This is a genomic window from Fibrobacter sp. UWOV1, from assembly GCF_900142495.1.
In the GTDB taxonomy this organism is placed as follows: domain Bacteria; phylum Fibrobacterota; class Fibrobacteria; order Fibrobacterales; family Fibrobacteraceae; genus Fibrobacter.
The window spans coordinates 218,955-231,654 of sequence record NZ_FRBA01000003.1; the positions used below are offsets into that span (position 1 = coordinate 218,955).

General features: G+C 52.8%; 9 protein-coding genes. 1 reads left to right on the top strand and 8 read right to left on the bottom strand.

Going from position 1 to position 12,700, the window contains the following annotated elements:
* Positions 1-91: 91 nt before the first annotated feature.
* From BUC02_RS06655 to dnaX, 7 genes are all read right to left on the bottom strand, one after another.
* Positions 92-1,411, bottom strand: a complete 1,320-nt coding sequence (locus BUC02_RS06655; protein WP_073320663.1) for a GspE/PulE family protein — start codon at positions 1,409-1,411, stop codon at positions 92-94.
* Positions 1,412-1,557: 146 nt separating this feature from the next.
* A complete protein-coding gene (locus tag BUC02_RS06660) occupies positions 1,558-4,704 on the bottom strand; it encodes an efflux RND transporter permease subunit (RefSeq protein WP_073320418.1) in 3,147 nt (1,048 codons plus the stop codon).
* A 13-nt stretch (positions 4,705-4,717) separates the two neighbouring features.
* Positions 4,718-5,761: an efflux RND transporter periplasmic adaptor subunit gene (locus BUC02_RS06665; RefSeq protein WP_073320421.1), complete on the bottom strand. Its 1,044-nt coding sequence runs from the start codon at positions 5,759-5,761 to the stop codon at positions 4,718-4,720.
* 20 nt (positions 5,762-5,781) lie between these two features.
* Positions 5,782-7,197 carry a TolC family protein gene (locus BUC02_RS06670; protein WP_073320424.1) on the bottom strand — a complete coding sequence of 472 codons (1,416 nt, stop codon included), beginning with the start codon at positions 7,195-7,197 and terminating at the stop codon, positions 5,782-5,784.
* A 162-nt stretch (positions 7,198-7,359) separates the two neighbouring features.
* Positions 7,360-7,668: a YbaB/EbfC family nucleoid-associated protein gene (locus BUC02_RS06675; protein ID WP_073320427.1), complete on the bottom strand. Its 309-nt coding sequence runs from the start codon at positions 7,666-7,668 to the stop codon at positions 7,360-7,362.
* Between the two features lie 41 nt (positions 7,669-7,709).
* On the bottom strand, positions 7,710-8,288 hold the full coding sequence (locus BUC02_RS16540; RefSeq protein WP_254794130.1) for a hypothetical protein: 579 nt from the start codon (positions 8,286-8,288) through the stop codon (positions 7,710-7,712).
* Positions 8,289-8,298: 10 nt separating this feature from the next.
* Positions 8,299-9,471 carry a DNA polymerase III subunit gamma/tau gene (gene dnaX / locus BUC02_RS06680; RefSeq protein ID WP_254794131.1) on the bottom strand — a complete coding sequence of 391 codons (1,173 nt, stop codon included), beginning with the start codon at positions 9,469-9,471 and terminating at the stop codon, positions 8,299-8,301.
* Between the two features lie 165 nt (positions 9,472-9,636).
* Here dnaX and BUC02_RS06685 point away from each other — a divergent pair, with 165 nt between their 5' ends.
* Positions 9,637-10,014, top strand: coding sequence for a hypothetical protein (locus tag BUC02_RS06685; protein WP_073055752.1), 378 nt, complete (start codon positions 9,637-9,639; stop codon positions 10,012-10,014).
* Positions 10,015-10,201: 187 nt separating this feature from the next.
* On the opposite strand, the gene pheT is transcribed toward BUC02_RS06685, so the two are convergent.
* Entirely contained in the window at positions 10,202-12,637 is a 2,436-nt protein-coding gene (gene pheT / locus BUC02_RS06690) for a phenylalanine--tRNA ligase subunit beta (protein ID WP_073320429.1), read from the bottom strand.
* Between the last annotated feature and the right edge of the window lie 63 nt (positions 12,638-12,700).

The window sequence follows — 12,700 nt, forward strand, 5'->3', positions numbered from 1 at the left end:
TTATAAACGATACTTGGTACTTTAGTACCTTAGTAGAGTTATCCTCTATGAGGAAATGTGAAGTGTGAAATGTGAAATGAACTATCTTACATCACACATCACTCATCTCACATTCCACATTGCCAAAAACTCTTTTTATTTCTGTTATGTCGGTATATCCGCTTTCAACGAGTCTCCTTGCGTTTTCCCGGAGCGTGCCGTCAACGTAATTGCCGTCGGGCATTAGAATCTCGACCACCGCTTGGCGGCCCGAATAGGGGAACGCTTGGGCCGGGCGGCAGCGTACCAGGCGTTGCGCCATAATGCCTAGGAACGATTCCTGCAGGGCCGTTCGCGAAATGCCCAAATCCTTGAGACGGGCGAATCCGGCCTTGGCAGAATTCGTATGCAAGGTCGATACGACCAAGTGTCCGGTTTGGGCTGCGCGGAGGGCGATTTGCGCGGTCTCCTTGTCGCGGATTTCGCCGACCATGATCACGTCGGGATCTTGGCGCAAAATGGCCCGGAGCGCTACGGCAAACGTGAATCCGCATTTTTCGTTTACCTGCACCTGAGACACACCTTCTAGCGGATACTCTACTGGGTCTTCAATCGTTGTCACGTTGATTTGCCTATGCACGATTTCTTGCAAACCGGCGTGGAGCGTAGTCGTCTTCCCGGACCCAGTCGGCCCAGTTACCAGGAACAATCCCTGCGGGCTATGGAATACTTTCCGCAAAAACTCAAGATTCCTTGAACTCAAACGCAGTGATTCCAGCCTTGAGTATGGTTCGCTTTCAAGGCGTGAAAACGCAATCGGGCTACCCGCTGTCGGTAAAATCCGGAGCACCGCTTTTTCGCCCCCCTGTACGGGAAGCGTGCTCACGCGAATGTTTGCATTATGGCGGAACCCGCTAAAAGTGAACGAGCCGTCGTGCGGAATTCTTTTGTCTGTAATGTCAATTTCTGAAAGAATCTTCAGCCGGACTAAAACCGGTTCCCCAATCCATAAAGGCAATCTCTTATAATCGTTCAGCAATCCGTCTTGCCGCAGCCGTACACGAAACGCCTGTGACACAGGCTCCAGGTGAATATCGGTCGCCTTTAAATCAATCGCCTGCTCAATCAGGCTGTCGACCAGATTCACAATCGGTTCGGACTCCCAAGAGGCATTTTGCGCGTTCTCGGGCTTTAATAAATCATCGTCGAAGTTTTCGGAACACTTGCTCAACAGCTGGAAAATCTCGGCCTTGCTCTTGATGCAGGCCTGCACAGGCGCGCCAAGTTCCGTTCGCACCTTCTGCAGCAAAAATTCATCGCAGTCGTTTGTAACCGCAACAGGATAGGCCTGTCCCGGCCTGCAATCGCTCAAGTCGCCCAATAGGGCAACCTCGTGCTCGCGACACCATTTCGTAGAAAGTAAAAACTCCATACCTCGAAAATAAAAAACATTCCCGCGCAAGCGTGCAACACATTGTTTGCAAGATTTTTAGCCGAACGGAACCGGTGAGCCGAACGGTATTAAAAAGTCCCGACTCTAGTGAGTCGGGACTTACTTCTCTCTCTATTGTCTAAATCTTATGCCTTATGGCGCTGGAAATTCTTCTTGATGTTTCCGGCTTTCTTCTTTGCCTTGTGGAAGATGGCGTTCGGGAGCCAGAAGAAGGTCGGCACCAAGTACATGGTGAGGATTGCAGACACAATCAAGCCACCCACAGAGGCGATACCCATCGGCTGGGTCATGGCAGCCACGTTACCACCGAGGGCGAATGCCAGCGGGAGCTGAGCCACCACAGAGGCAAACGTTGCAAGCACAATCGGCTGGAACTTGGTTTCGCCTGCGGTCATAATGGCAGATCGTCTGCCCATGGCACCACTTCGTAACAGTCGGTTTGCTTCGTCAAGCAATAGAATGGCGTTGTTCACCACCACACCGATAAGCATCACGATAGCCATCAAGGCAATCATCGAAAGTGCCTTGCCGGTAACGATAAGGGAAAGAATCACGCCTATAGCACCCATCGGGATTGTCGTCATAATAATGAACGGCTGGGCAAAGCTTTCAAGGAGTGCAATCAATAGAATGTAGGTGAGGATGATAGCCATCAGGATGGCCGTCTTGAATTCGTCCACCATGTCATTCTGCATGTCTGCGTTACCGCCAAAGCCGAACGAAATTCCTTCGGGAACTTGATCCTTCATTTCTGCGGCGAGCGCTCCGACCTTGCCCATGATTTCACCAGTCGTGTGTCCAGGCAACAAGTTCATTGAAACGTCCACGCGTCTCATCTTGCGCTTGCGGTCAATACGGGTCGGGCCAGCGCCATCTTCGATGAAGAACAGCTCGTTGGCATTTACGTATCCCTTGGGGGTCAAGATGGGAAGGTTTTCGATATCGGCGTGGCTTTGACGGTCTTTTTCCATCATGCGCACGTACACGTCATATTCTTCACCGTCGTCGGTATACTGGCCGGCTTCATAACCGCTCACGGCAATGTAGTTGTAGTTGGCGGCGGTCTGGAGCGTAATGCCGTAATCAGCGAGAGCCTGGCGGTTCGGGATAAGTCGGATTTCTGGCTTACCTGCTTCGTAGCTCATCTTCACGTCGACGACACCTTCGATGGTTTCCCTTATTTTATCCATCACGATTTCGGAAGCCTTCACCACGGAGTCGGCATGCAGGCCGCTCACTTCGAGAACCACGTCGCCAGCGGAGTTGTTGCTCATTTCGGAGGCGGAAGTAGACTTGATCGAAATAAATGCATCAGGAATATTTGCAAGGTAAGGGCGTAGCGAATCGACGATTTGGTCGGTGCTACGAGTACGGCCTTCCCAGTCTTTCAGGAGCTTGACACGCATGGTAGCCTGGTTTACGGTCGTAAAACCGTTGGAACCGCCCACGTTCATGCTGTAGTGCACGATTTCGGGAACACCCTTGACTCTCTCTTCGATAATACGTGCTACGCTGTCGGTGGTTTCGATGTTGGTGCCCACAGGCATTTCGAGCTTCACCGAGATCATGCCCTGGTCCTGTTTCGGCATCACTTCGACCGTGAGGAAGTTCTTGGCAAGAACGCCCACGAAGAAAATTCCTGCGCCAAGAGCGACGACCTGGAATATGACGCCCGGAACAGAAAGGCAGAACGAAAGGGTCTTGAGGTACACAAAGCGAATTCCATTCAAGGCCTTGGGGAAGAGGGAGAGAATTCGGTCGAGAATCGAGGGCTTTTCTTCGATAATGTTTCCGTTTTCGTCTTTCTTCTTGCCCTTGAACAGGTAGGCTGCCATGAGCGGTGTCAAGGTGAATGTCACCAAGAGCGACACGAAGGTTGCAAACACCATGGTCAGACCGAACGTTCTAAAGAAGATACCGGCAATGGATTTCATGAAGGCAATCGGCACGAACACGCAAACGTTGGTGAGTGTCGAAGCCATGATGGCGACCATGATTTCACTGGTGCCTCGGTAAGCAGCTTCTTTCGGGTCAAGTCCAAGTTTTAATTTTTCGTTAATGTTTTCAAGCACCACGATAGAGTTCGTCACCAACAGACCCACGGAACTCGACAGAGCCATGAGCGACATCATGTTGATGCCAAAGCCCGCAAAATACATAAGGGTAAATGCACCAATCACGGAAATCGGCATCGTAAGGGCCGCAATGAACATGGTCGAGAACTTGCCGAGGAACAAGAGCAAAAGTCCAGCCGTAAGGCCGATTGCGATAACGATATTCTGAATCACGTTATCGATAGCTTCGTTCACTGCTTCGGACTTGTCGTAAACCAGGTGAAGTTCGAATCCTTCGGGGAGTGTTTGCTGAATCTGGGCCATGCGCTTGAGCACGCCTCTCGAAACTTCAACCACGTTAGCGTCGGAACGCTTCTTGATGTCGAGCGACACGGAGTTCGTTCCGTTGAAGCGGGAAGCAGAAGTAATTGATTCAATCGTGTCCTTGACGTCGGCGATTTCAGAAAGCTTGATCACGCCTGTTTTGGTCGGAATATCCAAGTCGCGCATTTCGTCGAGGCTGGTGAACTTACCTGCGGTACGCACGGTCGTGTTCTTGTGCTTGCCGATGACTTCACCAATCGGGTTGTTGACGTTAGCTTGTCCGAAAATTCCCATGATGGTCGCAATGTCTACATTGCGGTCGATCATTTTGTCCTTGTCAAGTTCAATGGAAATCTGGCGTGTGGTACCACCGAAAATGTCTACGCTTGCCACGCCCGGAACAGAGGTGAACAGCGGTTCGATTTCGTCTTCCACCTTTTGGCGGAGTTCCGTGGAGTTCAGCGGACCGGTAAACGAAATGGACATGATGGCCGCACCATTGATGTCCACCTTCGAAATAATCGGTGCCTGCACGGCATCCGGGAAGTCGGCTGCCGCAAGTTCGATTTTAGAACGCACATCGTTTGCTGCCACGTCCACGTTGATACCCATGTTGAACATGGCGATCACGATACCGTAGTTTTCAAGGCAGATTGACTGCACGTAATCGATACCGTCCACCAGTTCCACCTGATCTTCGATAGGCTTGATGATGGTCGTCTCGATTTCTTCGGGGTTTGCACCCGGGTAAATGATGGTGCCGGTGACCACGGGGACGTCGAATTTCGGCATCAAGTCCACCACCATCATAGAATAGGTATAAAGACCGAAAACCACCACGGTCAAAATGACCATGATCATGGTTATCGGTTTATAGATACTGGCCTTAATCATTCAGAATCATCTCCTATTCAACGATCAGCACTTTGTCGCCGTCGTTCATCTTGGACTGGCCTTCGACAATCACGGTTTCGCCACCTTCAAGGCCTTCGGTAACCTGTACGTCGTTCTTGGTCTGGACACCGATCTTCACAATCTTGCGGAGAGCCTTTCCTTCGGGGGTAACGGTCCAAATGGCGTTAATGCCATTGCGGTAAACGATTGCTTCGGCAGGAACCACGATGCCTTCCACCTGGCGTGCATCGAGTTCTGCGGTCACGTACATGCCGGGTAGGAGCTTCTTGGCCTTGTTGTCGAAAGTGATTTCGACCGGGAAGAAGTGGGTGGCCGGGTCGGCTGCGAGCGGAATCAAGGAAACTTTACCCGTGAGCGTTTCGCCGGCGACAGTGACTTTGGCAGATGCCCCCTTCTTGAAGAATCCGATGTCTTTGCTGGTGATGTTCAACTTCAAGATAACCTTGTTGAGCTTTGCAATGGTTGCAAACTGAGCGCCCTGTCCCGGAGTCTGGCCAACCTTGAACTTGATTTCGGTCACCACGCCTGCTTCAGGAGCAAGAATCAAAGTGGCACGGCGGGCGGTTTCAAGTCCCATCTTTGCGACCTTGAGTTGCATTTCCTGGCTGTCCATGTCCTGTTGGCTAATGCCGCCCTTGGCATGGAGTTCTCGCATGCGTTCAGTTGCTTTTTCAAGAACGGCAATCTTTTCTTGTGCTTCCTGGTACTGGGTGTTGTCGCCCGTAAAGAGGTATTCGGCGATTACCTGGTCCTTCTGGACGGTGGAGCCGACCTGTACGTTGATCTTTGCAATCGGGTCGCCCATCTTGCAAATGGCGCTGTTCTGGTTGATGCCTTCGATAGTGCCACTGAACTTGCGGACATCGATCAGTTTGGAGGTGCCAGCCTTGACGACGCGGGCGGGCTTACCCTTTTCTTTCTGGATTTCTTCGATAGTCGACGCCTTCTTTTCGGTATTTTCTTCTTTCTTGTCGCAGGCGACAAGCATCAGCGATGCGACAGCGATTGTCAGGAGGGTTTTAACTGTCTTGTTCATTTCTTTCCTCGTCTCTCTTATTAATATTCACCGGTGGCCTGAAGGAGGGCGTTGTAAGCCTGGTTCCAATTCACGATAGCTTGCATGTAGCCGATCTTCGCTGTGCGAAGGTCGTTTTCTGCAGTGAGAAGGTTCAGCTGGGTTTCTCTTCCGAGCTTGTAGCTATCGTTGGTCAGGTCGTAATTCTTTTGTGCCAGGTCGATTTGGCGCTTGGCAATTTCAAGTTGGGAATTTGCATCTTCGAGCGTGTTGGCGCAAGATTCAATCTGCATGCGGAAGCCGCGTTCGGCGGTTTCTTTCTTGATTTGGGTGCTACGCAAGTCGGACTTTGCCTGAACGACCGCTTCCTTGGTCTTCATGCCGTTGAAGAGGTTCAGCTTGAGGTTCAAGGCGATGTACTTGTTGATGTTTTCGTCCCAGTCCGGGGCGTCCCACTGGTAAAAGTGGTTTTTGTTGTTGGTGTACTTGAGTCCGCCAACCAAAACGAGTGTCGGCTTGTAGCCGCCTTCTTCGATCGAAACGTTCTTTTGGAGCATTTCTTCGCTCGCTTCGAGCATCACGAGTTCCTTGCGGCGCTTTTTCACGTTCGCCATGGAGGTGTCGGGATAGGTGTAACCCTGCAACGGATCGCGGAGGTCTCCCTGGAACTTGACTTCGGAATCCCATTCAAGGCCCATGGTGTTAAGCAGGGCGTTGCGAGCGAGAACGCGCTTCTTTTCGGTGCTGTTGATTTGTGAGTTCAGTTGGTCCATCTTGAGCTGGATGCGAATCAGGTCCAGTTCGGTGGCCATTCCGCTTTTCAGGGCTTGTTCCACGAAGTCCAGGTTTTCCTGGAGCATGTCCTTGGACTGGTACAGGATAACGATTGATGAATCCAGGAAAATGAGCTGGTCGAATGCATTTTCCACGTCGTAGCGGACGTTTGCCTTGGTGTTTTCAAGGTTGACTTCCTTGACGTGCCTATAGGCCTTGGCGATTTCGATGCCGGTACCGACCTTGCCTTGGGCGTAAAGGATCTGGGTGGCGGTAAGGCCCACGCTGGACTGCCAGCGGTAACCTTGCTGGGACATGCCGTAAATCAGGCCGTCGATGGCGCCTGCGTTCACGTAGTCGTAGGCAGAAGGCTCAGAGCCGTCATTCAACTGAGACTGGGTCTGGTTCAGCGCGTTGAATATGGGCTTTTTGTTGTTTACATCGTCCAAACCGAAAATACGGGTGACGGTGGCATCAAGATCGATTGAAGGTAATGCGTTGCCGTAACCGGCATCAACCTGGGAATTTGCCGAAATGACTTCTTCTTCGGCAGTTTTGACGTCCGAGGACTTTTCAAGGGCTATTTTGACGGCTTCGTCGCGCGTGTAGGTTGTAGCACCCGCCCATTGCGGGGCTGCAAGGCTCAATGCCATAGCCGATAATGCTGCTAAATGCCTGGGCATTCTTACTCCTATATACACTTTTTTTGCGCAACAAATGTAAAAAATCTTGCACTATATAAAAGGGAGCAACGGTGTTTTAAGTGATGAATTGCACTTATTTGGGGACGAAAAACAGTCTGCCGGAGGGACAGACTGTTGCGGTGAACATTTGTGTAATTTTGGCTACATCAGGCCGGGGATTTTCATGCCACCGGTAATACCACTGATGCTTTCCTGAGTGGCGTCGTCTTTTTTCTTGACGGCAGCGTTGATTGCTGCCATGAGCAGGTCTTCGAGGGCTTCCACGTCGTCCTTGTCGACGGCATCGGGATTGATCTTGATCATGGTCAGGACTCCCTTACCGTTCATGGCGACCTTCACCATTCCGCCACCGGCTTCGGCTTCGAAACTCTGTGCCTTAAGGTCGCTTTGTGCTTTCATCACCTTGCTCTGCATCTTCTGGAGATCGCGAAGCATTTTGCTCATGTCCATAGTGTTTTCCTCGTTAAATGTTTTTAGGGTAATATAGAAAACTATTCGTCACTTTCCGTGGTGTCGCAACCTTCGGCTTGCTGGGGGGCTGCCACGGGGCGAGTGCTCTTGATGCTGTAAATCAGTTCGGCGGCGAAAAGTTCCTTGAGCTTTCGAAGCCCAGGTTCTTTTTCCATGTCCAGTTCAAAAGGCGACATTTGTGCCTGCTTGCGAATTTGGAGCTCCGATTCGTTGAAGGCTCTGGTCTTGAGGGTCAAATCCACCTGCGTCTGGAGCATTTCTTCGAGCATTTGCTTGATGCGTTCCATGTATTCGGGGTGGTCTTCCATTTGTTTTACGCCCCAGGCGTCGCTTGCGTTGTCGCCCAAGTAGGTGAGCGCGATGGGGAAGGGGGTTGCCTTCAAATCGCCTGTTTCGAGCACGGTGTCGTTCAGGGCCACCGAGAACGCGAAATCGCCGGAATCGGCAATGCGGGTCTTGATAGAACCCCAGGCGGCAGAAATCTCGTAACGACTGTAAACGTCGCCATTGTATCCGCTGGCGATGCCGTTTTGTAGGGCTGCGAAGGGATTTTCGTCCTGTTGCTGTAACGCCTTGGCTTCTTCTTCGGCGTCAAGCATATTTTGGACATCAGTTACTTTTTTTTTTTAACGCCTCGTCGGAGGCGCTTTTCGGGTCGTTGATGGCGGCAAGCGCACGCCTCAAGTCCGTAAGCCTGTCGAGCCATGCCATGCGGGCAAACGTGGTTTCTACCAGCAGGCGCGGGTTCGTGCTGTAGCGTAGCGTTCCCTGCAGGTCAATCAAGAGTTTGCTGATGCGCAGAATGTCGCCGTTCTTGAGTTCGGGCACTACGCTCTTGTACTTGGTGAACATTTCTTCGGAAATGTTCAGGGCGTCGGGCGTAAAGGCGTCAAGGCGGGCGTAAAGCAGGTTGCGCAAGAACTTGCCGAATCCGTCGAGCAAGGGCGTAAATTCGATACCGCGCTTGCAGGCATCGTCCACCATTTTAAAGCAACCCTTGAGGTCGTGGCTTTCGATAGACGAAATCAGCGAGAAAAAGAGTTCTACAGGCGGAATGCCGAGGACGCCACGGACTGCGTCGGCGTTCATTTCGTTGCCGGTAAAGGCGTATGCCTGGTCGAAGTAGGTGAGGCCGTCGCGCATGGAACCGTCGGCTTTTTCGGCGAAAATGTCGAGGGCTTCGTCGGTGGCGTTGATGCCTTCTTGTTCGCAGATGTAGCGCAGGCGGCTGCGGATCTGTTCGATCGACAAACGCTTGAAATCGAAACGCTGCACGCGGCTGAGGATTGTCTGCGGCACCTTGTTGACTTCGGTCGTCGCGAAGATGAAAATCACGTGTTCAGGCGGTTCTTCGAGCGTCTTGAGGAGCGCGTTGAAGGCGCCCGTCGAAAGCATGTGGACTTCGTCGATAATGAAAATCTTGTATTTGCCGATGACAGGCGGGTACTGCACGCGTTCAATCACGTCGCGGATGTTGTCGACGCCGGTATTGGAAGCGGCATCTATTTCGAACACATCCATCGGGTTTCCGCCGGCAATGTCCTTGCAGCTTTCGCATTCTCCACAAGGGTGCAGCGGGTCTCCGCCTTTGCAGTTCAGCGTGCGGGCGAGGATACGGGCACTGGTGGTCTTACCGACACCGCGGGTTCCGGTAAACAGGAATGCATGGTGCAAGCGACCTCCTTCAATTGCGTTTTGAAGAGTCTTTGCGATATGTTCCTGACCGACCATGTCGGAAAAAGATTGCGGACGCCACTTTCGGGCCATTGCTACGTATGCCATGACTTTAAATGTAGTAAAAAGTCAGAAATGTGAAGTGTGAGGTGTGACATGTGTAATGACTAATGAGAAATGACGAAAGGCTGATGAAAAATGGGTAATCTTACATCCCACATTCCACATTTCACATTTTTTTTTATTATTTGTAAATAAAACCACGAGGTAATCATGAATCCGAATTTAGCGCTGTTGATTCTTTCTTGGCAGGTGGCTTGCCTTTTCCATGAAAACGAAACCGACAAACTCTTGGAAGGCTCCACTTCGGCGACCGAAGCCGAAAGCGATATGCTCGATGCGATTCACGACGAATTGACCCCGGATGTTTCTTGGGACGATTTCAATAGCACTTACGCCAAGTTCAAGTCCGCCAAGGACCGTGCCACTGCTTGCGTAGAAGCAATCAAGAATGAGTCCGGTGAATTCAAAAGCAAGGTTCTTGAATCGATGCTCCGTGTAGCGAACGCCTCTAAGGAAGACGAAAACGAAAGCAACGTCAGCCCTGAAGAAATGGACTTCATTCAGCAGATTAGGGAAGCGCTGGAATAGCGATGAGGTCGGCGTAACCGCCTCTGAGGTCGCTTCGCTTTGAGCTGTGAGGCCGCACACGTTGTGTGCTATGAGTATCTAAATAATGAGAGCCCCTGTAAGGGGCTCTTTTTGTATCTCACAGCATTCCGAAGGAATGCGCGCTCATTGCTCATAGCTCAAAGGGCCGTGAGGCCCGAGCTCACACCTATCTCAGCACGATGTCGCCGTTTGCGACGAGCTTGTCACGCAGCTTGTTGTGGGCCTTGTTGACTTCGTCGTCGGTAAGGGTGCGGTCCATGGCCTGGTAAGTGAGGCTGTAGACCAGGTTCTTCTTGCCGGCTTCGATCTTGTCGCCTTCGTAGATGCTCTTGAGCGTAATCTTTGCGAGGTTCTTCGGGTTCAGGCCCTTGATGCGTGCGAGAATCTGCTCGTGAGTCATGGTCTTGTCGACTTCGAGGGAAATGTCGCGGCTAGACGGTACCTGGCGGCTGAACGGCTCGAACACGATCTTCTTGTGGGTGGCGTGTTCCATCTTGTCCATGTCGAGTTCCATCACGTAAGTGGTATAGCCGATTTCGAAAGCGGACATGGCAGTCGGGTGGAGTTCGCCCATGGTGCCAAGCACCACGCCGTCGGCGAGGACTTCGACTTGCTTGCCCGGGTGCAGGTAGATTTCAGCCTTGGCAGGCACGCGGAATTCCACCACGAGGCCCACGCGCTTGAGGAAGCTCTGCACCAAGCCCTTGAAGGCTGCAAAGTCAATCTGGGCGGGCTTGTCGTTGAGCGGGTTCACGTCAAAGGCGCCTGCAACGGCGAGGGCGACGAGGTTCGATTCGTCGAAGCCCGGATCGCGCACGTCCTTGCGGTCGCGCTTGAACTGACCCTTGGCCACTTCGAACAGGCGAACGGAACCGGGGCGGTTCTTTTCGTTTTCGGCGACGCTCTTGAGGAGGTTGGGGAGCAGGCTGGTCGGAACCACGCCGAGTTCATCGGAAAGCGGGTTGAGGAGCGCTGCGGGCTTGCTGCGGCGGTCATCATTTTCGGCGCCGAACAATGCTTCGGTGCGGGCCTTGCTGGTAAAGCGAAGGCTCAGGCATTCATGCAGGCCCATCGCAGAGAGGGTCTTGCGAATCTTGCGGTTCAGAACTTCAATCGGCGGGAGCTCGTTGGGCTGCATCTTGAAGGAGGGCAGCGTGTACGGGATGTTGTCGAACCCGACGAGGCGGGCGACTTCTTCGATGAGGTCCACTTCGCGTTCGAGGTCGGGGCGGAAGCTCGGAATCTTGAAGGTGATGGATTCGGCGTCCTTCTTCACGACTTCGAGAGCGATACCCGTGAGGTACTTTTCGATGTCGGCAGCATCAATCTTCATGCCGATGACCTTTTCGGCGCGGGCGGTGCGGAGCGTGACTTCGTTGAGGGCCTTCTTGTGGTCGTCGCCCGTGTATTCGACGGTACCCTTGAGAATGCGGCCACCGGCAACTTCCTGAATCATGGCGCAGGCGTAGCGGCTGTATTCGTCCTGGGTGGTAAAGTCGATTTCGCGTTCGAAGCGGTAGCTGGAATCGGTCGAGATGCAGAGGCGCTTGGCCTGCTTGCGGACGATGGTCGGGTTGAACCAGGCGCTTTCGAGGAACACGTTCTTGGTGGTGTCAACAATTTCGGATTCGACGCCGCCCATCACGCCGGCTACGCAAGCCGGACGGTCGCCGTCGCAAATCACGAGGTCGTTCTCAACGAGCTCATGGGCGGTGTGGTCGATGGTTTCGATCTTTTCGCCCTTCACGGCGCGGCGGACCTTGATCTTGTTGCCGTGCAACTGGTCCATGTCGAAGCTGTGGAGCGGCTGGCCCACGTCCATCAGAATGAAGTTCGTGATGTCGACCACGTTGTTGATGCTGTTCATGCCCACGGCGTGCAAGAGCTTTGCGAGCCATGCCGGGGACTTTTCGACCTTCACGTCCTTGATGACGCGGCCCACGTAGCGGGAGCAACCGCAACCGGGAACCACTTCGAGGCTTACGGCGGAGCTAGCGGCTTCGGAATCTTCCTTGAGTTCGTAGGCGAGCGGCTTGAGCGGACGGCCGAACTTGGCGGCGAGTTCGCGGGCCACGCCACGGTGGCTTAATGCATCCGGGCGGTTCGGGGTCACGTTCAGTTCGAAGCAAACGTCGTAGAGGCCGAGGCTTACGAACGGGGTGCCTGCAGGAATAGAGTCGTCGAGAACCATGATGCCGGCGTGGTCGTCGCTGAGACCGATTTCATCTTCGGCGCAAATCATACCGAAGCTTTCGACGCCGCGGATCTTGGATTTCTTCATCTTGAGGGTGCCGCCATCGGGGAGCGGAAGCTCTGCACCGATCGGGGCAAGCACCACGGTCTGGCCGGCGGCCACGTTCGGGGCGCCGCAAACGACCTGGATAGTTTCTTTGCCGTTATTGACGGTCGTAATGTGCAAGTGGTCGCTATCCGGATGGGGTTCGCAGGTGAGTACCTTTGCCACAACGAGCTTTTCATAAACCTTGCCCGGTTCTTCGGTACCTTCGACTTCCAAGCCGATGGAGGTCAATGCCTTTGCAACTTCTTCCGCAGATTCCGGAAGATCAACGTGACGTCTGAGCCAATTCAAAGAAACTTTCATCGTATTATCCTTTATGACACGGTGTCGTATCCGTGCCTGCTTAAAATTCGGTGGTAAATTTAG